The organism is Aeromicrobium sp. UC242_57 (genome assembly GCF_044452305.1).
Lineage (GTDB): Bacteria > Actinomycetota > Actinomycetes > Propionibacteriales > Nocardioidaceae > Aeromicrobium.
In genome coordinates this window covers 210,942-235,933 of the sequence record NZ_JBIOAM010000002.1, presented here as the reverse complement: position 1 = coordinate 235,933, position 24,992 = coordinate 210,942, and the positions used below count along the sequence as shown (strand labels likewise).

Annotated in this window: 34 protein-coding genes and 4 pseudogenes; 25 read left to right on the top strand and 13 right to left on the bottom strand. The window is 68.3% G+C overall.

Translation table 11 applies throughout. From position 1 onward, the window contains the following. The first annotated feature begins 3 nt into the window (after window positions 1-3). Both ACHMWU_RS06020 and ACHMWU_RS06015 read left to right on the top strand, forming a co-directional pair. A complete protein-coding gene (locus ACHMWU_RS06020; protein ID WP_396042109.1) occupies window positions 4-357 on the top strand; it encodes a glycerophosphodiester phosphodiesterase family protein in 354 nt (117 codons plus the stop codon). Further along, window positions 242-1,036: a glycerophosphodiester phosphodiesterase family protein gene (locus ACHMWU_RS06015; RefSeq protein ID WP_396042107.1), complete on the top strand. Its 795-nt coding sequence runs from the start codon at window positions 242-244 to the stop codon at window positions 1,034-1,036. Before ACHMWU_RS06020 ends, ACHMWU_RS06015 begins: the two co-directional genes overlap by 116 nt. Here ACHMWU_RS06015 and ACHMWU_RS06010 read toward each other — a convergent pair. Genes ACHMWU_RS06010 through ACHMWU_RS06000 form a run of 3 tightly spaced genes read right to left on the bottom strand, consistent with a single transcriptional unit; the run spans window position 969 to window position 2,582 of the window. Next, window positions 969-1,226 (bottom strand): PspC domain-containing protein, encoded by a 258-nt coding sequence (locus tag ACHMWU_RS06010; protein WP_396042106.1) that lies wholly within the window; start codon window positions 1,224-1,226, stop codon window positions 969-971. The two genes, ACHMWU_RS06015 and ACHMWU_RS06010, sit on opposite strands and share 68 nt — an antisense overlap. Continuing rightward, entirely contained in the window at window positions 1,201-1,443 is a 243-nt protein-coding gene (locus tag ACHMWU_RS06005; protein ID WP_396042105.1) for a hypothetical protein, read from the bottom strand. Before ACHMWU_RS06005 ends, ACHMWU_RS06010 begins: the two co-directional genes overlap by 26 nt. Then, window positions 1,440-2,582, bottom strand: coding sequence for a PspC domain-containing protein (locus tag ACHMWU_RS06000; RefSeq protein ID WP_396042104.1), 1,143 nt, complete (start codon window positions 2,580-2,582; stop codon window positions 1,440-1,442). Before ACHMWU_RS06000 ends, ACHMWU_RS06005 begins: the two co-directional genes overlap by 4 nt. A 119-nt stretch (window positions 2,583-2,701) precedes the next feature. Here ACHMWU_RS06000 and ACHMWU_RS05995 point away from each other — a divergent pair, with 119 nt between their 5' ends. From ACHMWU_RS05995 to ACHMWU_RS05945, 11 genes and pseudogenes are all read left to right on the top strand, one after another. Then, window positions 2,702-3,958, top strand: a complete 1,257-nt coding sequence (locus ACHMWU_RS05995; protein ID WP_396042103.1) for a PspC domain-containing protein — start codon at window positions 2,702-2,704, stop codon at window positions 3,956-3,958. Then, a pseudogene (locus ACHMWU_RS05990) lies at window positions 3,955-4,592 on the top strand (response regulator). The gene ACHMWU_RS05995 and the pseudogene ACHMWU_RS05990 overlap by 4 nt, the downstream one beginning before the upstream one ends. A gap of 53 nt (window positions 4,593-4,645) precedes the next feature. Further along, window positions 4,646-5,569: a DUF2817 domain-containing protein gene (locus ACHMWU_RS05985; protein WP_396042102.1), complete on the top strand. Its 924-nt coding sequence runs from the start codon at window positions 4,646-4,648 to the stop codon at window positions 5,567-5,569. Then, window positions 5,464-6,180 carry a BTAD domain-containing putative transcriptional regulator gene (locus ACHMWU_RS05980; RefSeq protein WP_396042101.1) on the top strand — a complete coding sequence of 239 codons (717 nt, stop codon included), beginning with the start codon at window positions 5,464-5,466 and terminating at the stop codon, window positions 6,178-6,180. The genes ACHMWU_RS05985 and ACHMWU_RS05980 overlap by 106 nt, the downstream gene beginning before the upstream one ends. Further along, on the top strand, window positions 6,131-6,613 hold the full coding sequence (locus tag ACHMWU_RS05975) for an AAA family ATPase (protein ID WP_396042100.1): 483 nt from the start codon (window positions 6,131-6,133) through the stop codon (window positions 6,611-6,613). The genes ACHMWU_RS05980 and ACHMWU_RS05975 overlap by 50 nt, the downstream gene beginning before the upstream one ends. Beyond that, window positions 6,610-6,822 (top strand): hypothetical protein, encoded by a 213-nt coding sequence (locus ACHMWU_RS05970; RefSeq protein WP_396042098.1) that lies wholly within the window; start codon window positions 6,610-6,612, stop codon window positions 6,820-6,822. The genes ACHMWU_RS05975 and ACHMWU_RS05970 overlap by 4 nt, the downstream gene beginning before the upstream one ends. Window positions 6,823-7,049: 227 nt before the next feature. Next, complete coding sequence (locus ACHMWU_RS05965; RefSeq protein ID WP_396042097.1) at window positions 7,050-7,514, top strand: hypothetical protein; 465 nt, start codon at window positions 7,050-7,052, stop codon at window positions 7,512-7,514. After that, a complete protein-coding gene (locus ACHMWU_RS05960) occupies window positions 7,462-7,959 on the top strand; it encodes a hypothetical protein (protein ID WP_396042096.1) in 498 nt (165 codons plus the stop codon). The genes ACHMWU_RS05965 and ACHMWU_RS05960 overlap by 53 nt, the downstream gene beginning before the upstream one ends. Continuing rightward, window positions 7,925-8,047 (top strand): hypothetical protein, encoded by a 123-nt coding sequence (locus ACHMWU_RS05955; protein ID WP_396042095.1) that lies wholly within the window; start codon window positions 7,925-7,927, stop codon window positions 8,045-8,047. Before ACHMWU_RS05960 ends, ACHMWU_RS05955 begins: the two co-directional genes overlap by 35 nt. Before the next feature lie 41 nt (window positions 8,048-8,088). After that, window positions 8,089-8,394: a hypothetical protein gene (locus tag ACHMWU_RS05950; RefSeq protein WP_396042094.1), complete on the top strand. Its 306-nt coding sequence runs from the start codon at window positions 8,089-8,091 to the stop codon at window positions 8,392-8,394. Continuing rightward, the gene (locus ACHMWU_RS05945; protein ID WP_396042093.1) at window positions 8,394-8,528 is read left to right on the top strand and encodes a hypothetical protein; all 135 of its coding nucleotides are present in this window, start codon (window positions 8,394-8,396) and stop codon (window positions 8,526-8,528) included. The genes ACHMWU_RS05950 and ACHMWU_RS05945 overlap by 1 nt, the downstream gene beginning before the upstream one ends. Here ACHMWU_RS05945 and ACHMWU_RS05940 read toward each other — a convergent pair. Both ACHMWU_RS05940 and ACHMWU_RS05935 read right to left on the bottom strand, forming a co-directional pair. After that, complete coding sequence (locus tag ACHMWU_RS05940) at window positions 8,525-9,328, bottom strand: ABC transporter permease (RefSeq protein WP_396042092.1); 804 nt, start codon at window positions 9,326-9,328, stop codon at window positions 8,525-8,527. The two genes, ACHMWU_RS05945 and ACHMWU_RS05940, sit on opposite strands and share 4 nt — an antisense overlap. Further along, the gene (locus ACHMWU_RS05935; RefSeq protein ID WP_396042091.1) at window positions 9,325-10,299 is read right to left on the bottom strand and encodes an ATP-binding cassette domain-containing protein; all 975 of its coding nucleotides are present in this window, start codon (window positions 10,297-10,299) and stop codon (window positions 9,325-9,327) included. The genes ACHMWU_RS05940 and ACHMWU_RS05935 overlap by 4 nt, the downstream gene beginning before the upstream one ends. Before the next feature lie 116 nt (window positions 10,300-10,415). Here ACHMWU_RS05935 and ACHMWU_RS05930 point away from each other — a divergent pair, with 116 nt between their 5' ends. From ACHMWU_RS05930 to ACHMWU_RS05895, 8 genes and pseudogenes are all read left to right on the top strand, one after another. Next, window positions 10,416-10,838 (top strand): cation:proton antiporter, encoded by a 423-nt coding sequence (locus ACHMWU_RS05930; RefSeq protein WP_396042090.1) that lies wholly within the window; start codon window positions 10,416-10,418, stop codon window positions 10,836-10,838. Continuing rightward, window positions 10,793-11,395 (top strand): cation:proton antiporter, encoded by a 603-nt coding sequence (locus tag ACHMWU_RS05925; RefSeq protein WP_396042089.1) that lies wholly within the window; start codon window positions 10,793-10,795, stop codon window positions 11,393-11,395. Before ACHMWU_RS05930 ends, ACHMWU_RS05925 begins: the two co-directional genes overlap by 46 nt. Further along, window positions 11,338-12,114, top strand: a complete 777-nt coding sequence (locus tag ACHMWU_RS05920; protein WP_396042088.1) for a cation:proton antiporter — start codon at window positions 11,338-11,340, stop codon at window positions 12,112-12,114. The genes ACHMWU_RS05925 and ACHMWU_RS05920 overlap by 58 nt, the downstream gene beginning before the upstream one ends. A 113-nt stretch (window positions 12,115-12,227) precedes the next feature. After that, window positions 12,228-12,425: a hypothetical protein gene (locus ACHMWU_RS05915; protein WP_396042087.1), complete on the top strand. Its 198-nt coding sequence runs from the start codon at window positions 12,228-12,230 to the stop codon at window positions 12,423-12,425. Between the two features lie 10 nt (window positions 12,426-12,435). Beyond that, the gene (locus tag ACHMWU_RS05910) at window positions 12,436-12,792 is read left to right on the top strand and encodes a Uma2 family endonuclease (RefSeq protein WP_396042086.1); all 357 of its coding nucleotides are present in this window, start codon (window positions 12,436-12,438) and stop codon (window positions 12,790-12,792) included. Between the two features lie 122 nt (window positions 12,793-12,914). Then, the gene (locus ACHMWU_RS05905; protein ID WP_396042085.1) at window positions 12,915-13,223 is read left to right on the top strand and encodes a hypothetical protein; all 309 of its coding nucleotides are present in this window, start codon (window positions 12,915-12,917) and stop codon (window positions 13,221-13,223) included. Next, window positions 13,211-13,846 (top strand): annotated as a pseudogene (locus ACHMWU_RS05900) (glucose-6-phosphate dehydrogenase); the annotation flags it as partial. The gene ACHMWU_RS05905 and the pseudogene ACHMWU_RS05900, both read left to right, overlap by 13 nt. Continuing rightward, window positions 13,776-14,321, top strand: a complete 546-nt coding sequence (locus ACHMWU_RS05895) for a hypothetical protein (RefSeq protein WP_396042084.1) — start codon at window positions 13,776-13,778, stop codon at window positions 14,319-14,321. The pseudogene ACHMWU_RS05900 and the gene ACHMWU_RS05895, both read left to right, overlap by 71 nt. Window positions 14,322-14,345: 24 nt before the next feature. Here ACHMWU_RS05895 and ACHMWU_RS05890 read toward each other — a convergent pair whose 3' ends face one another. From ACHMWU_RS05890 to ACHMWU_RS05870, 5 genes are all read right to left on the bottom strand, one after another. Continuing rightward, entirely contained in the window at window positions 14,346-14,516 is a 171-nt protein-coding gene (locus tag ACHMWU_RS05890; RefSeq protein WP_396042083.1) for a hypothetical protein, read from the bottom strand. A gap of 101 nt (window positions 14,517-14,617) precedes the next feature. Beyond that, window positions 14,618-14,986 carry a hypothetical protein gene (locus ACHMWU_RS05885; protein ID WP_396042082.1) on the bottom strand — a complete coding sequence of 123 codons (369 nt, stop codon included), beginning with the start codon at window positions 14,984-14,986 and terminating at the stop codon, window positions 14,618-14,620. A gap of 17 nt (window positions 14,987-15,003) precedes the next feature. Beyond that, a complete protein-coding gene (locus ACHMWU_RS05880; protein ID WP_396042081.1) occupies window positions 15,004-16,242 on the bottom strand; it encodes an ATP-binding cassette domain-containing protein in 1,239 nt (412 codons plus the stop codon). 9 nt (window positions 16,243-16,251) lie between these two features. Further along, entirely contained in the window at window positions 16,252-16,503 is a 252-nt protein-coding gene (locus tag ACHMWU_RS05875; protein WP_396042080.1) for a GntR family transcriptional regulator, read from the bottom strand. Beyond that, window positions 16,392-17,039 carry a GNAT family N-acetyltransferase gene (locus ACHMWU_RS05870; RefSeq protein WP_396042079.1) on the bottom strand — a complete coding sequence of 216 codons (648 nt, stop codon included), beginning with the start codon at window positions 17,037-17,039 and terminating at the stop codon, window positions 16,392-16,394. The genes ACHMWU_RS05875 and ACHMWU_RS05870 overlap by 112 nt, the downstream gene beginning before the upstream one ends. Before the next feature lie 69 nt (window positions 17,040-17,108). On the opposite strand from ACHMWU_RS05870, the pseudogene pcrA reads away from it, so the two are divergent. Beyond that, window positions 17,109-19,484, top strand: a pseudogene (gene pcrA / locus ACHMWU_RS05865) (DNA helicase PcrA). 36 nt (window positions 19,485-19,520) lie between these two features. Here the strand turns inward: pcrA and ACHMWU_RS05860 are convergent. Together ACHMWU_RS05860 and ACHMWU_RS05855 are read right to left on the bottom strand one after the other, a co-directional pair. Next, window positions 19,521-19,886, bottom strand: a complete 366-nt coding sequence (locus tag ACHMWU_RS05860; RefSeq protein ID WP_396042078.1) for a M23 family metallopeptidase — start codon at window positions 19,884-19,886, stop codon at window positions 19,521-19,523. A gap of 32 nt (window positions 19,887-19,918) precedes the next feature. Then, entirely contained in the window at window positions 19,919-20,326 is a 408-nt protein-coding gene (locus ACHMWU_RS05855; RefSeq protein ID WP_396042077.1) for a hypothetical protein, read from the bottom strand. Here ACHMWU_RS05855 and ACHMWU_RS05850 point away from each other — a divergent pair. The 3 genes and pseudogenes from ACHMWU_RS05850 to sucD all read left to right on the top strand — a co-directional run bounded on the left by ACHMWU_RS05850 (window position 20,307) and on the right by sucD (window position 22,942). Then, window positions 20,307-20,792: a hypothetical protein gene (locus ACHMWU_RS05850; RefSeq protein WP_396042076.1), complete on the top strand. Its 486-nt coding sequence runs from the start codon at window positions 20,307-20,309 to the stop codon at window positions 20,790-20,792. The two genes, ACHMWU_RS05855 and ACHMWU_RS05850, sit on opposite strands and share 20 nt — an antisense overlap. Before the next feature lie 78 nt (window positions 20,793-20,870). Next, entirely contained in the window at window positions 20,871-22,037 is a 1,167-nt protein-coding gene (sucC, locus tag ACHMWU_RS05845) for an ADP-forming succinate--CoA ligase subunit beta (RefSeq protein WP_396042075.1), read from the top strand. A 9-nt stretch (window positions 22,038-22,046) separates the two neighbouring features. Then, window positions 22,047-22,942 (top strand): annotated as a pseudogene (sucD, locus tag ACHMWU_RS05840) (succinate--CoA ligase subunit alpha). Window positions 22,943-22,979: 37 nt separating this feature from the next. Here sucD and ACHMWU_RS05835 read toward each other — a convergent pair. Continuing rightward, window positions 22,980-24,929, bottom strand: a complete 1,950-nt coding sequence (locus tag ACHMWU_RS05835) for an RNA polymerase sigma factor (RefSeq protein ID WP_396042074.1) — start codon at window positions 24,927-24,929, stop codon at window positions 22,980-22,982. Between the last annotated feature and the right edge of the window lie 63 nt (window positions 24,930-24,992).

Sequence of the window (24,992 nt, the reverse complement as noted above, 5' to 3'; positions counted from 1 at the left end):
GACGTGTCCACGATCCCCATCGTCATCGGCCACCGCGGTGTCCCCGGTGAACGACTTGAGCACACCCGCCCGTCCTACCTGCTGGCGATCGAGCAGGGCTGCGACTACATCGAGCCCGATGTCGTCTCGACCAAGGACGGCGTGCTCGTCGTCCGGCACGAGAACGAGATCGGGGGCACGACCGATGTCTCCGAGCACCCGGAGTTCGCCGATCGCAAGGTCAGCAAGCTGCATCGACGGCGTGCCGCACACCGGCTGGTTCACCGAGGACTTCACCCTCGAGGAGATCAAGACCCTGCGGGTCCGGGAGCGGCTCCCGCAGCTGCGGCCTCAGAACATCCCGCTGGCGCGCACTGAGCAGATCCTCACCTTCGACGAGGTGCTCGACATCGCCGCAGAGGCCAGCGTGGGCCGGGCCGAACCGATCGGCGTCTACGTCGAGACCAAGCATCCGACGTACTTCGCCGGCATCGGGCTCGATCTCAACGACCTGCTGATCGAGGTGCTCGACCGACGTCAGGTCAACCACCGCGGCGCCAAGATCATCATCCAGTCGATGGAGACCGGCAACCTGCGGGCATTGCGAGCGCGGACACCGTTGACGTTGATCCAGCTGCTCGACCGCCAGGGCGCCCCGTACGACCTGGTGGCCGCCCGCGATCCCGCGCACGTACCGCAGGCTGACCAAGAAGGTCGAGCTGGAGAAGATCGCCGAGTACGCCGACGGGATCGGCCCCAACAAGAGCCTCGTGATCCGGCGAGACGAGCGGTTCCGGCTCAACGGTCAGACCAAGCTCGTGCGCAAGGCCCACCGGTTCGGCCTGCTGGTGCACATCTGGACGATGCGCAACGAGAACAACTTCCTGCCGACCGACCTGCGCATCGGCAGCGACAAGGCCGCCACGGTGATGCCGTGGCCGAGTACCTCGCCTTCTTCGATGCCGGTGTCGACGGTGTGTTCTCCGACTTCACTCAGACGGCGGTCGCGGCTCGTACGTCGTGGGTGGCACGTCGGTCGACTGCGACCACACCGTGACGTTCTCCGGCGTGCTCGGCATCAGGATCCAGGCCACGATGTAGGCGCAGATGCCCATGCCGGCGCTGAAGATCGTGACGACGGCGACGAGCAGCCGGACGACCGTGGTGTCGAGACCGGTGTAGTCGGCGATGCCGGAGCACACGCCGCCGATCCACTTGTCGTCACGGTTGCGGGTCAGCTTCTTCATGTGATGCTCCTTCGGAGGTGGTGAGGGTGGTGGTGCGGGTGGGCCAGAGCGTCGCCGCGGCGCCGAGCACACCGAGGACGAGCAGGGTTCCGGCGGCGGTCAGGCTGAGCTCGCGGGGAGTCAGCAGATCGCGCTCCCAGACGGCCCAGCTGCCGACGACGGCGGCGAAGAACAGGGCGAACACCAGGTTCTCCCAGCGGAATGGGTGCTTGCTCATCTGCGGATCACCTCGATCTGGCCGATGCGCTGACTGATGTCGATCGTCAGCGCGGGTTGAGACGTGGACGGAAGGTTGAGGTCGATATCGGTCCCGTTGGCGTTGCGGCCGAAGACCTGGATGTCTCCGGCGGCCACGTGAGACTCGATGTCGACGTCGAGACCGCGGGGCACCAGCACTCGGGCGTGCCCGATGCCCAGGCGAAGCGTGACGGTGCGCCCGTGCAGCGCGCTGAGGTCATCGACCTGGGTCAGGTCGAGCTCGAACTCACCGACGCCGTGCTTGTACGCGGACTCGACCTCGCTGGCGGTTGACGGGACCTGGCGATCCCTGCCGACGCCGCCTTCGGGGATGAGCGATCCGAGCGCGAGTGCGACGGCCAGCAGGCAGCCGATCGCGATCAGGCCCCCGCCGTTGCCGAAGAAGGTGCCGACCAGCAGGCCGAGGGCGACGACACCGAGAGCAACGGCGACGTACGTCGTCCACGGGAGGTCCTTCTGGGTCTCCTCGTAGATCCAGGTCGCTGCCAGGGCGATGAGCGTCAGGGAAGCGGTCAGCGCCAGCAGGGCGTGCGACTTGCGGGGCTTGGGCGGCGCGGCCGGATACATGACCTGGGTCGGGGAACCCGTTGCTGCCGAGTAGTGGACGGCCTCGGGGGCAGCAGCGGCCTGTCGTGCCTCGCGCCGACGCCGGGGTCGGATCCAGAAGAAGTAGGCGAGCAGCGCGAACGGCACGATCCACCAGGGGGCGTCGCCCCACCACGACCAGCTGCCGTCGCCGACCGCCGAGAGCACCGCCAGGACGACGGCGCCGATCATGCCGGCCACCCGGACCTGCTCCTCGTTCTTGTCGAGCTTCAGCCAGTCGGCGGCGACGCTCTTCTCGGCGCCCTCGGACGGGAGCAGGAACCACGCGGCCAGGTAGATGATCGCTCCGGCGAACCCGGCGAGTGTCAGGACGGCGAGGAGCACGCGGATCACGACGGGGTCGACGTTGAGGTACCGGGCGGCCCCGGAGCACACACCGGCGATGATGCGGTCGTCCTTCGACCGCCTCATGTCGGTGATGCTGCGCAGCTTGCGTGCATCGAAGTCGTCGTCAGGCCCGGACGGGGGCGGTGACTGCTGGGTGTCGTTCATGTCTCCATCCTGGCTCGCGGGGAGGCGCAGCACATCGGGTACGACCCTGAACCTGCCCCTGGTCGACTCGGGGACGATCCTGATGGCGCGCCAGTGTGCGTACGTGTGACGATCGTGGTGTGTCCTCACCCTCCCCGACCTACCGTCGCGCCTATCGGCCGGCTGACCGTCGCCTGATCGGCGGCGTTGCCACGGGTCTTGCCGATCATTTGGCGGTGCCCGTCGTGTACGTCCGCCTGGCGTTCGTGGTGGCCACCTGGTTCCAGGGAGTCGGGGTCATCGCGTACCTCGTGCTGTGGCGGTTGCTGCCGTTGCAGGCTCCCGAGCTGTCTCCCGGTCTGGAGGCGGCGACCCGCCAGGGCCTGCGCACCGGCAGCCGTCCCAAGTCTCGCGAGATGGTGCAGGCGGTGGCGCTGGTCGCCCTCGGTGTCGGCGTACTGGTCGTGATCCAGGCCTCGGGACGCGGCGTCGAGGGTGGAGTGTTCGTGCCGCTGCTGATCGGGGTGATCGGACTTGCCGTGATCTGGCGCCAGCTCGACAACGCCGCGTGGGCGCGTTGGATGCGTGGCACCCAGGGCTGGGCCTTCGCGTCCAGGATCGCGGCCGGCGGGGTCATGGTGGCGCTCGCCGCGGTCTACCTGCTCAGCCGCGAAGGAGGGTGGAGCGCGGCGCTCGACCTGGCAGCCGCCTTGGTCATCGCCCTGCTGGGCATCGGGCTGCTGCTCGGGCCGTGGATCGCCAACCAGGCCAAGGACCTCAGCGAGGAGCGACGCGAACGGGTGCGTTCTCAAGAACGGGCCGATGTCGCAGCGCACCTGCACGACTCGGTGCTGCAGACCCTGGCACTGCTGCAGAAGAACGCCGGCGATGCCGCCGCCGTGGCGACGCTCGCCCGACGGCAGGAACGTGAGCTCAGGTCGTGGCTGTACGGCAGCGACGAGCAGGCCGGCGACTCGCTGGTCGGCGCACTGCGCGCCGCCGCTGCCGAGGTCGAGGACGTCCACCACGTGCCGGTCGAGGTCGTGGCCGTCGGTGACGCGGGGCTCGACCCCGATGTGACGGCGCTCGCGCGCGCCTCGCGTGAAGCCATGATCAACGCGGCCAAGCATGCTGCGGTCGATCGCATCGACGTCTACGCGGAGTCCGACGGACGAGCTGCGGAGGTGTTCGTCCGTGACCGCGGAGTCGGTTTCGACCTCGACGCGATCGCGCCGGACCGGATGGGCGTGCGCGGCTCGATCATCGGCCGGGTCGAACGTCACGGCGGCACCGCTACGATCCGCAGTGAGCCGGGCGAGGGAACCGAGGTGGCGCTTCGCGTGCCGATCCGTCGCGCCGAGTCCGAGAGCACCCCGAGTGAAGAGGCCACATCATGACCCTGCGAGTCGCGATCGTCGACGATCACGCGATGTTCCGCACCGGCGTGCGAGCCGAGATCGAAGGACCTGTCGAGGTCGTCGCCGAGGCGGAGGATGTCGAGAGCGCCGTCACGGCACTCGTCGCGACGACGCCCGACGTCGTCCTGCTCGACGTCCACATGCCCGGTGGTGGCGGGCTCGAGGTCATCCGCCGCCTGCACGTCCGGCATCCCGACATGAAGTTCTTGGCGTTGTCGGTCAGCGATGCGGCCGAGGACGTCATCGGCATCATCCGGGCGGGCGCTCGCGGCTACGTCACGAAGAACATCTCCGGCCCCGAGCTGCTCGAGGCGATCAACCGGGTCGCCGCAGGCGACGCCTTCTTCTCGCCGCGGCTGGCCGGGTTCGTGCTCGACGCCTTCGCCGGGACGATCGAGATCGCCCAGGTCGACGAGGACCTCGACCGGCTGACCGAGCGCGAGCGTGAGGTCATGCGGCTGATCGCGCGCGGTTACGCGTACAAGGAGGTCGCCAAGGAGCTGTTCATCTCGATCAAGACCGTCGAGACGCATGTGTCGAGCGTGCTGCGCGAGCTCCAGCTGTCGAGCCGTCACGGCTGACCCGCTGGGCCAACGACCGTCGCCTGATCTGATCGGCTGCCACCGACTTGAGCAGATGCGGCCGATCCGGGTCAGAATTGCTGCCATGAGGGTTCTCGGGATGGTCGGATCGCTGGTCGTAGGTCTTGGTGCATCGCTGCTCGCGGTGCCCGCACAAGCGTCGGACGCTGACCGTCCGGCCGTCCTCGAGCGCCGCGTCATCGGCGAGAGCGTCAAGGGCCGCGACATCATCGCCTGGCGGCTGGGCAGCCCCCGGTCGACCAAGAAGATGGTGCTGCTCGCCGGGATGCACGGCAACGAGAAGGGCGCGATCAAGACGTTGCGCGCACTGCGGGACGGCAAGCCGATCACCGGTGCTGACATCTGGGTCGTGCCGGTCGTCAACCCCGACGGGGTCGCCAAGAACACTCGGCAGAATGCCCGCAAGGTCGACCTCAACCGCAACTTCTCGACCGGCTGGAAGAAGGGATCGGGCGCCACGTACGGCGGCAAGAAGGCATTCTCCGAGCCGGAGTCCCGCGCGATCCGAGCGTTCGTCAACAAGATCAAGCCGCGTTACACGATCAGCTTCCACCAGCCGCTCAACGGCATCGACATCCGTGACACCGGCAACAAGGCGTGGGCCAAGCGGCTGGCCAAGCACATCAGGCTGCCCAAGAAGTCGTTCGACTGCTTCTCCAAGTGCCACGGGACGTACTCGATGTGGTTTTCGCAAGCACCACAAGAAGCGCGCCGTGATCACGGTGGAGATGAAGAAGAAGCCCTCGACGACGTACCTCACCCGCACCGCACCGAAGGCGATCCTCCGCAGCGTCAACGCCACCCGCTAGCCGTTGACACACGACGGCGGCCTGGACGGGCACAATGGCGGATGTGCAGGTTGACGTCCTCGGACCGTTGCGGGTGCGCGCCGACGACCAGGAGGTCGATCCCGGCGGGCCGCGCAACCGCGCCCTCGTCGTCCGGCTGGCTCTGGCCGGTGGTCGTCCGGTCTCCGCGTCGACCCTGATCGACGACTTGTGGGGTCTCGACGTACCCGCCGATGCGGTCAATGCGCTCCAGTCGGTCGTGTCCCGGACCCGTCGTCGGCTCCCGCCGGGCGCGCTCGTCTCCACTCCCGCCGGATACGTCCTGCACGGTGCGAACGTCGACGCGCACGAGCTGGAGCACCTGGTGTCGACCGGACGTGCCGTCGAGGCGCTGAGCCTGTGGCGCGGCGATGCGCTCGTCGACGTCATCGAGTTCCCGTTCGCGCCGTCGGCGGCGACCCGGCTGGAGGAGCTGCGCCTGACGGCCGTCGAGTCGGCCGTCGCAGCGCGGGTCCGCACCGACCCGACCGTGATCGCCGAGCTGGCGCAGCTGACCGCCGACCATCCCTACCGCGACGGGTTCTGGCGGCTCTACCTGACGGCGTTGGCAGCCCAGGGACGCGCCAACGAGGCCCTGGCGGCGTACGACCGGCTACGCACCGAGCTGGCCGACGCTGGGCACCGAGCCGTCGCCGGAGCTGCAGGCACTGCACGTCTCGATCCTGCGAGGCGAGCAGCACGGGCACCGCAGCCACCCGGCGTTGCCGGTCGGCCTGAGCTCGTTCGTCGGCCGCGAACGGGCGATCGATGAGCTGGCGGCCGCGCTGGAGGACCACCGGCTGGTCACGATCCTCGGACCGGGCGGGGCGGGCAAGACCAGGCTGGCCGTCGAGACCGCACGCTCGACGGGAGACCGGTTCGACGAGGTGTGGCTGGCCGAGCTGGCCTCCGTGACAGGTGATGACGGCATCGTCCCGGCGATGCTGGCCGCGCTCGGGCTGCTCGAGGTCGCGGTGCTCGACCGCCCATCGTCGGCGCCACGCCTCGACGAGAGGTCCCGGCTGGTCGAGGCCGTGCGCGACGTCGAGGGCCTGCTGCTGCTCGACAACTGCGAGCACCTGATCGACGCAGTGGCCGCGATCGTCGACGACGTCCTCGCGCACGCGCCGAAGCTCCACATCATCGCGACGAGCCGTGAACCGTTGCGGATCATCGGTGAGTACGGCTACAGCTCAGCCCGTTGACGATGCCGACCGACGACGACTCGGTCGAGGTCGCGAGCACGTTCAGCGCGGTCCAGCTGTTCGTGCTGCGGGCCCAGACCGTCGACCACGCCTTCGAGCTGACGACCGAGACGCTCCCGGCGGTGCGAGAGATCTGCCGACGCCTCGACGGTCAGCCGCTCGCGATCGAGCTGGCGGCGGCCCGGCTGCGCACGTTGACGGCAGCTTAGGTGGCGGCCAGGCTCTCCGACCGGTTCAGGCTGCTGACCGGCGGCAGCCGCACGTCGTTGCCGCGGCACCGCACGCTGCGCGCGGTCGTGGAGTGGAGCTGGGACCTGCTCGATCCGCACGAAACGCGATCTGGCCGAACGGCTCGCGGTGTTCCCCGGCGGGGTGACGGTCGAGAGCGCTTCGGCGGTGCTTCCGGGGGTCGCGACCGGAGAAGCTGCTCGAGTCGTTGGCCGACAAGTCGTTGCTCGTGGCGGTACGTGGCGACACGCCACGGTTCAGGATGTTGGAGACGTTGCGCGAGTACGGCGTCGAGCGGCTGCTGGACCGGGGCATCGCCGAGGAGGTCCGCGACTCCCACCTCGAGTACTTCGTGGGACTCGTCGAACGCCTGGCGGTGCAGCTGAGGGGAGCAGGCCAGGTCGAGGCGACTCGCGAGCTGACGCCGAGGCAGGCAACATCATGGCGGCTCTGCGCTTCGCCGTGGACCGGGCAACCGGGCCCACGCCGGCCGGCTGGTCGCGTCGTATGCCTGGTTCTGGTCGATCCGCAGCCAGCACCTCGAGGCGTACACCTGGGCCCAGACGGTGCAGGCGCTGCCGGGAGAGGGAGATGCTGCCAGCGAGATATGCCTGGAGGCGTTGGCCGTCACCGGCATCCTGGCACAGTCGTGGCGTGCGTCGGAGGTCGATGAGCCGGCCGGTTGGGCCCCACCGGTCGAACGCATCCTCAGGCTGTGGGACACCCACCATCCGGTGAGCCCGATCGTCGACGTCGTCCTGGCCACGTTGGACTTCTTCGGCCTGACCGGTGAACGTGAGCTGCCGGTGCCCGTCGACGCGTGGACCCGTGCCACGACCCGGCTGCTGCGTCTCGTGCTGCTGGAGAACGTCGGCCGGATCGGCGAGACGGTCGAGCTGCTCGAGCCGACGATCAACGACTTTAGGTCGATCGGCGATCGGTGGGGGCTGGCGATGACCTTGTCGCAGCGAGGTGCCATCCAGTCGCTCGACGGCGAGCTCGTCGCGGCACTGGCCTCGTGGGGAGGAAGCCGTGCCCCTGCTCGACGAGCTCGGCGCGACCGAGGACGCGGAGTTCGCGAGCATGAAGATCATCGGGCTGCAGATGATGCTCGGTGACGAGGAGACGCTCGACGAGCTCCGGACCGACCTGACGGCCACGCTGCAGCAGGCACGTCGAGACGGCAACCGTCGCACCGGCTGGTGACCGGATGAACCTCGGCCACCTCGAGCACGTGCGGGGCAATCATGCACTCGCGCTGGAGCACATCGCTGGCCGTGGCCAACCTCGATGCCGCAGTGGCCTTCGGCGGGGGCCAGCTCGACGCGGCCGTGAAGGCGTCGCTGGCCATCGCCCGGGCCTGCGTCGATGATCTCGACGGTGCCTACGCCGAGCTGCAACAAGCCGGCCGGCTGGCCGTCAGCACCCAGGACATGCCGATCCTGGCCGAGGTCGTCTCAGCTGGGCGTTCGTCGCGCACCGTGCCGGTGACGCCGACCGGGCGGCACGTCTGCTCGGCGCGGCCGATGTCATCCGTGGCCGCGCCGACCTGATGAACCGCGACGCCCGTGAGATCGACGAACGTCTGCGGACGGCCCTGGGCGAGGAGCGACTGGCGGCGCTGCGCACCGACGGTGCAGCACTGACCGCCGAGGCCGCCCTCGCCCTGGCCGTCCCCGGACGCTAGGCCTTGGTGCGGTAGGCGCGCACGGCCAACGGTGCGAAGATCGCCAGCAGCAGCCCGGCTGTCCCCAGCGCGATGAACGCGTCCTGCGCGACCGGGCCGCCGGTCAGCAGCCCGCGCACGGCGTCGGTCAGATGAGTCACCGGGTTGATGTTGACCCAGGCCTTGAGCCAGCCGGGCATCGTGTCGGCGGAGGCGAACATGCTGGAGCCGAACGTGAGCGGGAACAGGGCCATGAAGCCGATGCCCTGCACCGAGCCGGCCTCGCGCATGATCATGCCCAGCCAGATCGCGATCCAGCACATGCACCAGGCGAAGAACAGCACGAGCAGGCAGGCAGCGACCACCTTGACGGGGGAGGTGCTGGTGCGGAACCCCATGACGAAGCCGGCGAACAGGCTGACCGCGATCGTGATCGCGTAGCGCAGGCACTCGGCGATCGTGGCACCGACGAGGGGAGCGGACCGGGGGATGGGCAGCGACCGGAACCGGTCGAAGACGCCCTCCTTGATGTCGGTGTTGAGGTTGACGCCGATCGCGACGGTGCTGAACAGCACGGTCTGGATCATGATGCCGGGCAGCACGAACTGCAGGTAGTCCTGGGTCGAGCCGGCGATCGCGCCGCCCAGGACGTACACGAAGATCACGAGGAACAGCACGGGCTGCAACGTCACGTCGAAGAACTGCTCGGGGTGGCGCATCATCTTCTTGATCGAGCGGCCGGCCAGCGACAGCGAGTGCCGTAGCCAGGGCAGGGACGAGGCCGGTCGTGCGACGGCGACCTCGGGGACGGTCATGGTCATCGGACCAGCTCCTTGTCGGTGTCGGTCGGCGCGTTCGCGGCGCCTTGACCGGTGAGGGTGAAGAAGACCTCGTCGAGGCTCGGCAGGCTCAGCGATATCTCGGTGAGGGCGATGCCGCGGGCTGCGAGGTCGGCGACGATCGTGGTGAAGTCGTGCTCGGCCTCGATCGGCGTCGTCAGCAGCCCACGGGTGAGCTCGCCGACGCTGCGGCCCGTGACCCGGCTCAGGACGGCCCGGATGTCGGCGGTGTCGCGCAGGTCGGCGGGTCGGATCTGCAGAGACCGGCCTCCGACGATCTGCTTGAGCTCGGAGGCCGTGCCGTGGGCGATGACCTTCCCGAGGTCGATCACCGTGATGGCGTCGGCGAGTGCGTCCGCCTCCTCGAGGTACTGCGTCGTCAGGAGCACCGTGGTGCCCTCCGACGTCAGCAGGCGCACCATGTTCCAGACGTCGTCCCGCTTGCTCGGGTCGAGCCCGGTGGTGGGTTCGTCGAGGAAGATGACGGCGGGCCGGCCGACGAGGCTGGCGGCGAGGTCGAGACGGCGTCGCATGCCGCCGGAGTAGGTCTTGGCGCGGCGGTCGCCGGCTTCGTCCAGCCCGAACTGGGAGAGCAGCTCGGCCGCGCGGGCCCGTGCATCGGGTCGGGTGAAGTCGAGCAGCCGGGCGAACAGCTCGAGGTTCTCCCGGCCGGTCAGCTGCTCGTCGACCGATGCGTACTGGCCGGTCAGGCCGATCGAGCGACGCACGGCATTGGGGTCTCGCACGACGTCGTGGCCGGCGACCGTGGCTGTCCCGGAGTCGGGGCGCAGCAAGGTCGCCAGGATGCGGACCGCAGTGGTCTTGCCAGCCCCGTTGGGGCCGAGGACGCCGAGGACGGTGCCCTCGGGGACGGACAGGTCGATGCCGTCGAGTGCTTTCGTGGTGCCGTAGTGCTTCGTGAGCCCTTCGGCACGGATGGCGTAGTTGGTCATGTCCACGATGTTCCACGGGCGCGCTGGCAGGGCGCTGTCACGTCGCTGGCATGCTGCCGGACCGCTGACAGCGCATCGTCAGGGCGCGCCCAGGAGCCGGTGAGAGGATCGTCGTCATGGACCTCACGATCTTCGCGGTGCTCGCGCTGGCCGTCATCGTCGCCTCGTCGGTGCTGGCTCCCAAGGTCGGCGTCGCGTCGCCGCTGGTGCTGATCGCGGCAGGCTTCCTGCTGGCGCTCGTCCCCGGTGTCCCGCGGATCGAGCCGGAACCCGAGCTGATCCTCGCCGGGGTGCTGCCGCCTCTGCTGTACGCCGCCTCGGTCAACATGCCGGCCATGGACTTCCGCCGCGACCTGAAGTCGATCGGCTGGCTGTCGATCGTCGTGGTGATCTCGTCGGCCCTCGCGATCGGCTGGATCGTCGAGCTCGTCGTGCCGGGCTCGGCTTCGCCGAGGGAGTCGCGCTGGGCGCCATCGTCAGCCCGACCGATGCCGTGGCGACCTCGATCGTCAAGCGGACGGGCGTCGCGCCCCGGCTGACGACCGTCCTGGAGGGCGAGAGCATGATCAACGACGCGTCGGCGCTCGTGCTGCTGCGTTCGGCTGTCGCGGCGACCGGGCTCTCGGTCTCGCTGGTCGACGTCACGATCGACTTCGTGGCGGCGATCGGCGTCGCAGCCGTCGTCGGGCTCGTCGTCGGCGCCATCAGCATCGGTGTGCGGGCTCGACTGCACGACGCCACGATCAACACCGCGATCTCGTTCGCCGTCCCGTTCATCGCGTACGCCCCGGCCGAGCACTTCGGTGCGTCCGGACTGGTCGCGGTGGTCACGACGGGGCTCGTGACGGGGTACTGGGGGCCGTCGGTGCTGCGGGCACAGGACCGGCTCGCCGAGTCGGTCAACTGGCGGACCATCGCCTTCCTGCTCGAAGGAGGCGTGTTCCTGCTGATGGGGCTCGAGGTCGGTCCACTGGTCGACGACTTCCGGGCCCAGGACGGCAGCGCCGGACGTCTCGTCGCCCGAGCGCGATCTGCCTGGTGGTCCTGCTGCTGGTGCGTGCGGTGTACGTCGTGCTGCTGCTGTGGAGCCTGCTGAAGGACCGGCAGAACATGCACCGAGCCGAGCCGCGGCTGACCCGCATCCGCGACTACCTCGCGAGCGACGAGGGTCAGGCGATGTCGGAACGACGGTTGCAGCGCATCCACCAGATGGTGACCCGCCGTGAGGCCGACATGCGCTTCTACGAGGAGGAGCGGCTCGATCGGCGCGACGGCATGGTCCTGGTGTGGGCGGGGATGCGCGGCAGCGTGACCTTGGCGGCCGCGCAGACGTTGCCGACCGGGTTCGAGCAGCGCGAGCTCCTGATCCTGGTGGCCTTCACGGTCGCGGTGGTCTCGTTGCTGCTGCAGGGCGGCACGTTGTCGTGGGTCGTGCGCCGGCTCGGGGTCGAGGCCGATCGCCGGGACATGGAGTGGCAGCAGCTGACTGCGCTGTCACAGGTGCTCGCCGACGTGGCAGCGTCCCGCTGCGCCGAGGCCGCCGACGAGGGACTCGACGGACGTCCGGTCGAGCCGGTCGTCGTCGACCAGGTGCGCGAAGACAGCCACGTCGACCGGACGACACGGTGGGCTGGCACGGGCGAGCAGAGCCGGCAGCGGCTGCACGACTATGCCGAGCTGCGCCGGGCCGTGCTCGCCGATCAGCGCGACGCCCTGATGGATGCGCGGGCCTCGGGGCGGTTCGACTCCGAGATCCTCGGGCAGATGCTGCGCCGGGTCGACGCCGGCGACATGGCGGTCGACCGGTTGGAGTGACGGCTGGGCTTGTCCACAGGTTGTCTCTTGGTGGTTGCGGTGCCGCTGCGTCGTCTCGATCCTTGGAAGGTGACAGTTTGCCGTGAGAGACTGAGGAGGTCGAGAGGATGGCCATGGCACACATCGTTCTCCCGTTCGACGAGGTCGGCCCGCCACACGTCTGGACTATCGACGATCTCGCGCGGCTGCCCGACGACGAGCGGCGATTTGAGATCGTCGATGGCCAGCTGATGATGGTGCCGCCTCCCTCGTTCGGCCACCAGGCTGCGGCCAAGAAGCTGCAATCGGCTTCTGACCGATGCCTGCGGTGATCGCTTCCGGGTGTTCGAGAACGCTGGTCTCGACATCGCGCCGACTTTCCGCGTCCCCGACGTCATGGTCTTTCGTGCATCCGCCTATTCGTCTGGTGCGGTGAGCGTGTTGCCACAAGACGTCGTGTTGGTCGTCGAGGTGGTGTCACCCGGATCTCGCACGAATGACCGCATCACGAAGCCTGCCGAATATGCTGCGGCTGGTATCGGGGCTGACCGGCGCGTCGAGCTCGAGCCGACGGCCAGCCTCACGGCGTACGTCCTGAAGGATGGTGACTCGACCTACACCGAGGCCGGCTCGTGGACGAAGGAGAGATCGCCAGGATCACCGATCCGGTCGAGGTGCAGATCGAAGTCGGCGTTCTGACGCGCTGACCCGACCGTGTCGGGGCGACAGATTCACCACCTGTTGACTCGCAGGGGTTGCGGATGTAACGAGCCGGGTGAAGGTTGGTCGCATGGACGAGCCTCATCTGATCGTGTTGTTCGGTGCCACCGGCGACCTGGCCCGACGCAGCTCTGCCGGGCATCATGCACCTGCTGCAGTCCGGACTCGTGTCCGACTCCCGCATCATCGGAGTCTCGCTCGACGACTTCGACGACCACGCCTTCCGCGAGTTCGCGGGCGAGGCCTACCGAGAGTTCAGCACCCGGGCGATCGACGAGCAGCAGTGGGCTGAGTTCGCGCTCGAGCTGTCGTACGTCAACGTCAAGGCCGGGCCCGAGGCGCTCGCCACCGCAGCAGCCGGCTTGGGAGGCCGAGCCTCGGGGGAGAGCCCCGACGACTGCACTACCTGAGCGTCCCACCCACGTCGGCGCTCGACGTCATCCACACGCTCGACGAGGCGCGCCTCGTCGAACGGTCGCGGATCATCATGGAGAAGCCGTTCGGCACCGATCTGGCCAGTGCCAGGAGCCTGAACCACCAGATCCACGAAGTCTTCGACGAGTCGCAGATCTTCCGCATCGACCACTTCCTCGGCAAGGAGGCTGCGCTCAGCATCCTCGCGTTCCGGTTCGCCAACGGCCTGTTCGAGCCGATCTGGAACCGCAACTTCATCGACCACGTCCAGATCGACGTTCCCGAGACGCTCTCGGTGTCAGGTCGCGCAGGCTTCTACGAGGGCACGGGTGCGTTCAAGGACATGGTCGCGACCCACCTGTTCCAGGTGCTGGCGTTCATGGCCATGGAACCGCCGACATCGCTCGACTCCGACTCGATCTCCGAGGAGAAGAACAAGGTCTTCCGGTCGATGCTGCCGCTCGACCCACACGCGGTCGTGCGCGGCCAGTACCAGGGCTATCGTTCCGCAGCCGGGTGTCGCGTCGGACTCCGAGACCGACACGTTCGTGGCGCTCAAAGCCGAGATCGACAACTGGCGGTGGGCCGGTGTGCCGTCTACCTGCGCACCGGCAAAGAGCTGGCCGAAGGGGCGCGGATCATCTCGATCGCCTTCCGGGAGCCGCCCAAGAGCATGTTCCCGGCCGGCTCGGGGAGTCGGCTTGGCCGGACCCGACCACCTGACGTTCGACCTGGCCGACGCGTCGCGGATGTCGCTGTCGTTCTACGGCAAGCGCCCTGGTCCGGGCATGCGGCTCGACAAGCTGAGCGTGCAGTTCGCGATGCAGGAGACCGAACGCGCTGGGCAGGTGCTCGAGGCGTACGAGCGGCTCATCTACGACGCGATGCGCGGAGAGCGGACGCTGTTCACGACCGCCGAGGGCATCGAACGGCTGTGGGAGGCTCCGAACCGCTGCTGGCCGACATCCCGCCGGTGCGCCCGTACGCGCCCGGCACGTGGGGGTCCCAACGCGATCCACCAGCTCATCGCGCCACGGGCCTGGCGACTGCCGTTCGAGCGCAGCTGGCGAAAGCCCAACGACAGTGCGGAGTGATGTCGGGTCGCCGCAGGTGCGCTGCTAGCCCTCGTCGAGGTTGCGACGTCGGGCCGGCTCTTCCTGGATCTCGTGACCAGGCATGCGCGGCGGCGGTTCGTGCGAGCGGTCGCGACTGCCGTAACCGCTGAGAGCAAGACCGATGAGGGCGAGTCCGGCCAGGAGCAACAGGGCGAGCACGAGTTCGAATGGCACCCCTCCACGCTATCGAGCGCGGCCAACCGGTCCTCAGGTGATGTCGCGGCGCAACGTCGTGCGCAGTCCGATCAGCGCGAGCACCGCGATGTACGCCAGCATCACCAGCGCCCCAGGCAGTCGTCCGAGCAGCCGGTCGCCGACCCTGCGGTGTAGAAGCTCGATCCGGCGATGGCCTCGGCCGCGGCTCCGGGCAGGAAACGGGCGATCGGTGCCGTCGCGTCGAACGCCGACAGCCCCAGGCGGACGATGGGCTCGACGAATTGGGTGAAGGCCAAGATCGCAATGATCGCACCGACCTGGTTGGGCAGCACCGAGCCGAGGCCGACGCCGATCATGCACCACAGGGCCAGGGCGACGACTGCTGAGGACCAGCGCCGTCCAGGTGGAGCCGGTGTCGAGCAGCAGTGGAACGTTCTTGGCGGCCAGCACCGGCACGCCGGTTGCGAGCGTCCCGACGACCCGGCCAACCCGAACAGCAGGCCGATCAGGCCAGCGACGACGAGCTGGCAGCCAGCACGACGTGGCGTCGCGGCTCGAACAGGAAGGTCGGCGTCGCGGTCTGGTGACGGAACTCGTTGGTCAGGATGAGGGCGCCGACGACGAGCGGGAACACGTAGCCGAGGGCCGTGGCCAGGGTGTAGACCGAGCCGGTGATCTCGGCCGAGGACAGGCCGCTCGACCCCGTCATCGAGTCACCCGTCGCGAGGGCGAATCCGAGCACCGCGGCGAGGAATGCCATGTAGGCAGCCATGCCGATCAGCAGGATCCACCAGAGCCGGGTGCTGAGGAGCTCGGGAGCTCGGTGCGGATCGCGGCGTTCATGCGGTCGTCCCGTTCTGGTCGGTGAGTCGGAGGAAGACGTCTTCGAGGTCGAGCACGTCATCGGACAGCCCGTGCAACTCGAGCCGTTCGGCGAAGGCCACTGCACCGATCTCGGCGGCCGTGGCACCGTGCACCACGACGCCGGGACGGATCGTCGGAGATGCGCCACTGCCGGGCCTGCGCGATCTGCTCGAGCAGTCGACGGTCGGGGGTGCGCACGTGGGACCCTAACGCTCGCCGAGGGAGGCGAGCCGTCGAGGGTCGAGGCGTGGACCAGCCGGCCGCGCGCGATGATCACGACGTCGTCGACGGTCTGCTGCACCTCGCCGAGGACATGGCTCGACACCAGCACGGTACGGCCCTCTGCCGCCAGGTGGCGCAGGAACAGCCGCAGCCACGAGATGCCGTGCGGATCGAGCCCGTTGGCAGGTTCGTCGAGCACGAGCACCTGAGGATCACCCAGCAGGGTCGTGGCGAGCCCGAGTCGCTGGCGCATGCCGAGCGAGACCCCGGAGACCCGACGGTTGGCGGCCTCGGTCAGGCCGACGACCTCGAGCACCTCGTCGACGCGGGCATCCGTCGCGTCGACCTGGGGCGCGAAGACACGTAGGTGACCGCGAGCCGTGCGTCCGGGGTGGAGGCTGTTGGCCTCGAGGGCAGCACCCACCGTGCGGGCCGGCTGGGGGAGCTCGGTGTAGTGCCGGCCTCCGATGAGGGCCGAGCCTGCGGTCGGCTCGACCAGCCCCAGCAGCATGCGCAGGGTCGTGGTCTTGCCCGAGCCGTTGGGACCGAGGAAGCCGGGTGCCCGCCCGGGACGGACGGTGAACGACAGGTCATCGACGGCTCGCACTGCGCCGAAGGTCTTGGTCAGGCCGGTGATGGTGATCTCAGACGTTGGCACGCCCTCACGCTAGCCGATGTCACGGCTTCCAGTGACGGGTCGACCAGGAGCAGCGCCTCGTCCCTCGACAGCCCCTGCCGGCGGGCCAGCAGGCGCGTAGGCCCGGGCAGCCGTGTCGGTCTCGGCGTCGTGCATCCGTCGGGCGGCGATCAGCGTGCCCTTGCGTCCGTGGGTCTCGATGACACCATCGGCCTCGAGCGCGCGATAGGCCTTGGCGACGGTGTTGGTCGCGATGCCCAGCGTCTCGGCGAGGCCGCGCACCGTCGGGCTTTGTGCCCGGGCGCGAACGTCCCGTCGCTCGCGCCGCCGGCGATCTGGCGGCGCAGCTGCTCGAACGGAGGCTCGGACTGAGGTGGTCGATCGTCAGGGTCATGTCTGAGCACCACCATGGGGTACGGGCGACCAGCCGGGTCGTGGTCGCGTCGGGCCGTCTCGGTGAAGCCGCGAGAACGGTAGAAGCCGAGGCCCGACGTGTTGCCGGCGTACACCTCGACGCTCGTGGCGCCCACGTGCTGGATCAGCCGCGTGCCGATGCCGAGACCGTGGAACGGCGGGTCGATGTAGAGCAGCTCGACGTGGCTGCCCTGCGCGCCGACGAAGGCGACCGGCGTCCCGTCGACCTCGGCGAGCCACACGTCCATCGACGGCAGGTACGAGTCGCGGATGAACGGCCGCATCGCCGTGAACTCGTCGGGGTCCATGAAGCCGTGGGAGGAACGTGCGGCGCGCTCCCACACGTCGGTCAACGTGTCGAGGTCGGCCTCGCGAGCCGCGCGGATCTCGCCCGTGACATCCATGACACGGAGTGTACTTCTGTGCGCACCCACGACGCCGGTGTCGGCGCTGGCAACTAGGATCGATGCACGATGACCTTGCCGTTCCCCGTCCCCTCTATGGGCAGTCCCGCCATGGGCAGTCCTGACGCCCCCACGACGAGGCGCCCGCGGTCCGAGACCCTGCTCGACGGGCTCAACGACGCCCAGCGTGCGGCCGTCTCCCACCCGGGCGGCCCCCTGCTGGTCGTCGCCGGCGCCGGATCAGGCAAGACCCGCGTGCTGACCCGCCGCATCGCCTGGCTCATCGCCGATCGTGGCGCGCATCCGGGGTCGATCCTGGCGATCACGTTCACCAACAAGGCCGCCGCCGAGATGCGCGAGCGCGTCGCCGAGCTGGTCGGCCCGCGTGCCCGGATGATGTGGGTCTCGACGTTCCACTCGGCAGCCGTGCGCATCCTGCGTCGTGAGGCCAGCAAGTTCGGCTTCACGTCGTCGTTCACGATCTACGACTCGGCCGATCAGCGCCGCCTGATGACCCTGATCTGCCGCGACATGGACCTCGATCCCAAGCGGATCAACCCGCGAGCGGTGCTGGGCTGGATCTCCAACCTCAAGAACGGCTGGTCGATCACGAGGCAGCGGCCGGGCGCGCGCAGAATCCGACCGAAGAGATCTACGCCGAGGTCTACCAGGCCTACCAGGCTCGCCTGCAGGCTGCCAACGCGATGGACTTCGACGACCTCATCATGAACACGGTCCACCTGTTCCAGGCTTGGCCCGACGTGCGCGAGACCTACCGTCGCCGATTCCGGCACATCCTGGTCGACGAGTACCAAGACACCAACCACGCGCAGTACCAGCTGATCAAGGAGCTGACCGACGAAGACTCCGACCTCCTGGTGGTCGGCGACTCCGATCAGTCGATCTATGCCTTTCGCGGTGCCAACATCCGCAACATCCTCGAGTTCGAGGCCGACTTCCCGGGCGCCGCAACAGTGCTGCTCGAGCAGAACTACCGCTCCACCCAGACGATTCTGTCGGCGGCCAACTCCGTCATCAGCCGCAACGCGGGTCGCAAGGACAAGCAGCTGTGGTCGGCCGAAGGCGACGGCGAGAAGATCGTCGGCTACGTGGGCGACGACGAACGCGACGAGGCCCAGTTCATCTCCGACGAGATCGACAAGCCCGTCGACGCCGGCGATGCTGCGGCCAAGGACGTCGCAATCTTCTACCGCACGAACGCCCAGAGCCGGGTGTTCGAAGAAGTCTTCATGCGGGTCGGTCTGCCCTACCGCGTCGTGGGCGGTGCGCGGTTCTACGAGCGCAAGGAGATCAAGGACGCCCTCGCCTACGTGCGCGCGCTCGTCAACCCGCGCGACGCAGTCTCGTTGCGACGCATCATCAACGAGCCCAAGCGGGGCATCGGTGACCGGGCAGAGGCGTCGATCCAGCGTCTGGCGACCCAGCACGACATCGGCTACTGGGAGGCGCTGACCCGCGCCGACGAGGCCCCCGACCTGGCCACCCGGTCGCTGAACGCGATCCAGGGCTTCACGACGTTCATGTCCGAGCTCATGGAGTTCGCCGACTCCGGTGCAGCGGCCGATGCTGTGCTCGAGGCCGCCCTGACCCGCAGCGGCTACCTGTCGTCGCTCGAGAACAGCACCGACCCGCAGGACGAGACCCGCGTCGAGAACCTCGCCGAGCCGTCGCCGTGGCCCGTGAGTTCGTCGTCGGCGCCAGCACGGTCGACGAGAACGACCTGATGCCCGAGCACTACGTCGAGGAGCCGTCCGAGGCCGTCGACGCGATCTCCGACGAGCCGACGCTGGGGGAGGGCTCGCTCGCGGCCTTCCTCGAGCAGGTCGCCCTCGTCGCCGATGCCGACCAGATCCCCGACGAGGGCGACGGCGTCGTCACCTTGATGACGCTGCACACCGCCAAGGGCCTGGAGTTCCCGGTCGTGTTCCTGACCGGCCTCGAAGACGGGGTCTTCCCGCACATGCGCTCGCTCGCCGACGTCAAAAGAGCTCGAGGAAGAGCGCCGCCTCGCCTACGTCGGCATCACCCGGGGCGCGTTCGCGGCTCTACGTCACCCGCGCGACGACCCGTGCTGCCTGGGGCGCACCCTCGTACAACCCGGCCTCGCGATTCCTCGACGAGGTGCCGGCCACCTTGATCGACTGGCGCCGGGTCGGATCGTCGCCGTCGCAGTGGACCCCCAGCCAGCCATCGGCGTCAGCGCAGTCGACGTTCCGCTCGTCCAACGTCGCGGCCCGCTCCAAGAAGGTCAACCGCGAGGTCATCTCGCTGTCGCCCGGCGATCGGGTCAGCCACGACCAGTTCGGCCTCGGCACCGTGGTGGCCGTCGAGGGGCAGGCCGAGAAGTCAGTGGCCTCGGTCGACTTCGGCTCGGGCGGCGTCAAGCGGTTGCTGCTGCGCTACGCGCCGGTCGAGAAGCTCTGACAGCCGCCGATCGAAGCTCAGCGCTGAGTGGCTTGATCAGGGACGTGCGTCGTGCGAGGAGAGCGCCGCGTACGGGTCGATCGGATCTCCGCCGCCGGGCCGTACCTCGAGGTGCAGGTGGGGGCCGGTCACGTTGCCGGTCGAACCGGTGTAGCCGATGACCTGGCCGGGTGCCACGACGTCGCCGACGTTGGCGACGATCTTGCTCTGGTGGCAGTACCAGATCTCGGTGCCGTCATTGAGCGTGATGATGGTGCGGTTGCCGTACGCGCCCTCGTAGCCGCTCGACGTCACGGTGCCGGCGGCGACCGAGACGATCGTGGTGCCAGCGGGGCCGGCGAAGTCGAGACCGGTGTGGGTCGTGGACCAGAGTCCGCTGCTCTGACCGAAACGGGCCGTCAAGTGGTAGCCGGTAACCGGGAGAACCCACTGGTTCAGCTTGCTTGGCCCGGATCTCCTTCTTGTTGACCTCGTTGACGGTGCTGGCGAGCTCTTTCTGAGCGGCCTGCACCTGGTTGGCCTGCGCCTTGGCCTGCTTGGCGAAGTTGCTGCGGTTGAAGTCGCGGCTGATGTCGACATCGCCGCTCGCACTCTCTGCCGGGCCGGTGTCTCTGCGAGATGGTCTGGTAGTTGTCAGCCTTGAGCGTGTTTCCGTCTGCAGCGCTGCCGATCACGGTGGATCCGAAGGCAGCCAGGAGCAGTGCGCACGCACCGGCCATCGCTGGAGTGGGGACGAGCGAGTGGCGGCGGGGCGCCCGGCGCTCGGCAGCGCGTTTACCTGCGACCCGCTGCGGGCTCTCCTGGCGTACGTCGAGCCGGCGTTTGGGCGCAGATGAAGACACGCAGCAAACCTCCAGGACGGGGCAACAGGACTTCATCGACCTTAGCCGACGCGGCAAGCGGGAGGAAACCAAATCGGTAAATCGGTCATCAGGTGGACAAGCATTGAGGCGGAATTGTCGACAAAATGTGATCGCATTCACCCATGTGGGAACCTTGATCGTGGCCAGAAAACGCATCATCGTGGGTTCGACGGGACAGGACGACACCGCGCGCACGACCGCGCGGCGGCTGCTCGACGACGGACACGAAGTCGTCTACGTCGGCGGTGACCAGACCGCCGAGCACCTGCTGAGTGCCGCGATCGCCGAAGATGCCGAGCTCGTCGTCGTGATCGGTGACGAGTCGACGGCGCAGCGGTTGCGCGCTCTGTGCCGCGAGATCGGGCCCGAGGCGCCCGTCGTGGAGCATTCCGAGGCGCCCGGGTGTGACGTATCCAACGCCGCTGAAACGACAGGCGCGGTATAGAGTCGATAAGGCTCAATTTTCGGCTGTTTCCCAGCCACCCTGAGCGCAGCGGAACTCCAACTGAGGACGGACACCACCGTGGATTTGATGGAATATCAGGCGAAGGAACTCTTCGCCAAGCATGGCGTCGCGACGACGCTCGGCATCGTCGTTCAGACGGCCGACGAGGCCAAGGCCGCAGCCGAGCAGCTCGGTGGCGTGACTGTCATCAAGGCGCAGGTCAAGGCCGGCGGCCGTGGCAAGGCGGGTGGCGTCAAGATCGCCAAGACCCCCGACGAGGCCTTCGAGCACGCGACCAACATCCTGCAGCTGACGATCAAGGATCTGCCGGTCAACCGGGTGCTCGTCACGCCGGCGACGCCGCCGATCGAGGAGTACTACTTCTCCTTCCTGCTGGACCGCTCCAACCGCAGCTACCTGTGCATCGCAAGCGTCGAGGGTGGTGTCGAGATCGAAGAGGTCGCCAAGACCAACCCCGAGGCCGTGCGCCAGATCCCGATCGACGCCGGTGTCGGTGTCGACGAGGCCAAGGCCCGCGCGATCGTCGAAGAGGCCAAGTTCCCGGCTGAGCTGACCGACCAGGCCGTCGCCATGGTCCAGTCGCTGTGGAAGGTCTTCGTCGAAGAGGACGCCACGCTCGTCGAGGTCAACCCGCTGGCTCGCCTCGAGGGCGACAAGCTCGAAGCGCTCGACGGCAAGGTCTCGCTCGACGAGAACGCCTCCGAGGTGCGTCACCCCGAGCACGAAGACTTCGTGATCCACGAAGAGGCCGACCCGCTCGAGGCGAAGGCCAAGGCCAAGGGCCTCAACTACGTCAAGCTCGACGGTGAGGTCGGCATCATCGGCAACGGCGCGGGACTCGTCATGAGCACCCTCGACGTCGTCGCGTACGCCGGCGAGAACCACGGTGGCGTCAAGCCCGCCAACTTCCTCGACATCGGCGGAGGAGCGTCGGCCGAGGTCATGGCCAACGGTCTCGACGTCATCCTGAACGATCCGCAGGTCAAGAGCGTGTTCGTCAACGTCTTCGGCGGCATCACCTCGTGTGACGCGGTCGCCAACGGCATCAAGGGCGCTCTCGAGCTCCTCGGCGACGAGGCCTCCAAGCCCCTCGTCGTCCGCCTCGACGGCAACAACGTCGACGAGGGTCGCGCGATCCTCAACGAGCTCAACCACCCGCTCGTCACCCAGGTGGACACGATGGACGGTGCGGCCGACAAGGCCGCCGAACTGGCGAACGGCTAAGGGGTAGACATGGCTATTTTTCTGACCAAGGACTCCAAGGTCATCGTTCAGGGCATCACCGGCGGTGAGGGCTCCAAGCACACCGCCCGCATGCTGGCTGCCGGCACTCAGGTCGTCGGTGGCGTCAACGCTCGCAAGGCCGGCACCACGGTCGAGCACGTCGACGCCAACGGCGCCACGGTCGAGCTGCCCGTCTTCGGGTCGGTCGCCGAGGCCATCGAGAAGACCGGCGCTGACGTGTCGGTCGCCTTCGTGCCGCCGGCGTTCACCAAGGACGCCGTCGTCGAGGCGATCGACGCCGAGATCGGCCTGCTCGTCATCATCACCGAGGGCGTTCCCGTCCAGGACTCGGCTGAGTTCTGGGCCTACGCGCAGGGCAAGAAGACGCAGATCATCGGCCCAACTGCCCCGGCATCATCACGCCGGGCGAGGCGCTGGCCGGCATCACGCCTGCCAACATCGCCGGCAAGGGTCCGATCGGCCTGGTCTCCAAGTCCGGCACGCTGACCTACCAGATGATGTTCGAGCTGCGCGACTTCGGCTTCTCGACCGCCATCGGCATCGGCGGCGACCCGATCATCGGCACGACGCACATCGACGCTCTCGCAGCGTTCGAGGCTGACCCCGAGACCAAGGCGATCGTCATGATCGGCGAGATCGGCGGCGACGCTGAGGAGAAGGCTGCGGCCTACATCAAGGCCAATGTCACCAAGCCTGTCGTCGGCTACGTCGCCGGCTTCACGGCTCCCGAGGGCAAGACGATGGGCCACGCCGGCGCCATCGTGTCCGACGGTGCTGGCACCGCTCAGGGCAAGAAGGAAGCCCTCGAGGCTGCGGGCGTCAAGGTCGGCAAGACGCCGTCCGAGACCGCCGAGCTCATGCGCGAGATCCTCAAGGGTCTGTAGGACTCCGCAAGACCTAGCGCAGAGGGCCCCGACTCCGTCACGACGGAGTCGGGGCCCTCTGCTGTCTGCCCTGCGAGTGGTGCAAACAGCTCCCCGAGCGGTGCGCTGTGGACAGACACACCGTCCCAGAACGACCGAACCGCACCACTCGCGGGGAAGGGGTGGGGGTCAGTTGACGTACTTGAGGCGGACTCCCGCGCGCTCCGCGATGGCGGCGAACTGCTTCTGGGTGATGTCGTACCTGCCGGCGGGCGTGAACGTCACCTGGGCGACGTCGGTGCCGCGGCGCACGATCGCGGTGCGCAGGTAGACCCGGCTGCTGCTCTTGTCGGAGAAGCTGGAAGCTGACCCGTCGGGCCTGCCCCGAGAACGCCGGCTCGGAGATCTTGATGTTCTGGTCGACCTTGGCCGACAAGATGTCGTCGGAGCAGTCGGCGATCCGCTGGTTGACGAGCTTGACGAACGTCTTGGCCTTGGCGACCGACGTGAACCGCGCCACGGTCTCGGCGATGCCGAACTCCTTGGGCAGGTTCTCGGCCTGGTAGAGCACGTAGATGCGCGATCCGGCCTTCTCGACCGACTTGCTGGTGAAGCTCGCGTTGTCGCACAGGGTCGCTGCCGGGTTGGTGCGGGCCGCGAACGGTGCAGCAGCCCAGACCTTGTCGATGTCGGCGACGGGTGGAAGGTCGACGATGCCCAAGAACGACGGTGCCTTCGACGTGGGCGGAGGATCGCTGCGCACCACCTCGATCTCGTCGGAGCAGTCGCCGCCGCTGTCCTTGCAGATCTTGGCGACTGAGTCGTTGAGGGTGCGGGCGAAGGCCTGGACGCTCGGCCCGCGGACCCCGTCGACCTCGTGGACGAGCGTGCTCGTGACGGTGCCCGAATGGCTGAACCCGACCGTGAAGGTGCGTTCAGGTGAACGGTGCGACCGCAGCTTGAGGATCTGGAAGTCGCCGAACGGCCGCTGCACGGTGTAGGCCGCCACCAGCTCGACCCGCGGATGCTCGCAGTCGGCGTACCACTGGACGAGCCGCTGATAGGTCTCGGTGGCGACTTCTTCGCTGCGGGACAGCTCGATCGCCTGCGCGACCCGCGCATTGTCGGTGCCGGACGCGCTGAACGTGCGGACGAAGACCTTGAGCGGGTCCTTGTCGGCGAAGCGGGTCGTGGGGCACGTCGCGTACGGGGTCGTGTTGGTCAGGTCGTCGTCGGTGTTCTCGACCTTCCAGGTCCGATCGGTGCCGAGCTGGGTCACCTGTGCGGCAGAAAGCAGGTTGCCGGAGTCGATCTTCTCGGCGTCGAGCAGGATGTCCTGGCTCTCGGCCCCGATCTTCTGGCGCTGCGGCAGCTGCTCGCTGGTGGCAAGGGCGTCGCCGTCGGTGGCGAGCCAGCCTCCTCCGAAGATCACGACCAGCGCGACGACCACCAGCAGGACCGTGTTGCGCTGACGCCCGCGGCGGGCCGCGGTGCGGATGTCAGCCGAGCGGGGGGCCTCCAGCGTGTCGGTCACCGCCGACAGACCGTGCATCCGGCGTTCGACCGCATCGATGCTGTCGTCGAGGGCCTTCTCGAGCGCCGTCAGCGCCGAGGTGACGTTCTCGATGCCCACCTCGGCGGGCACGCCGACCTCGCGGGATGCCTCTTCGAGATCGGTGTTGCCCAGCGTCATCAAGGCGATCAGGCGGCGGTCGTCGGCTGGCAGCTCGTGCAGGGCGGTCAGCAAGCCGGTGTCGCTGTCCTCCTCGTGACGACGACGCAGCGGATGCGTGCCGCGGCTCAGTGCGGTGAGCTTCCAGGCCTCGTTGCGGACGTACGACAACGGATGGCGGTCACGGATCTTGGACCAGTCGCGCCATGCCCGGCGGTAGGCGTCGACCGTCGCCTCGAAGGCGACCTGCCGATCGCCGCAGACGGCGTACGTCACGTGGACGGCTTCGGCGAAGGTCGAGGCGTAGAAGCTGTTGAACTCGTCGACGCGAGTCATCGTCCAGCCTCCTTCGGTCATCGGCGTGCCTGTGTGCAACGGGACAACTTTACAGGGAGGATG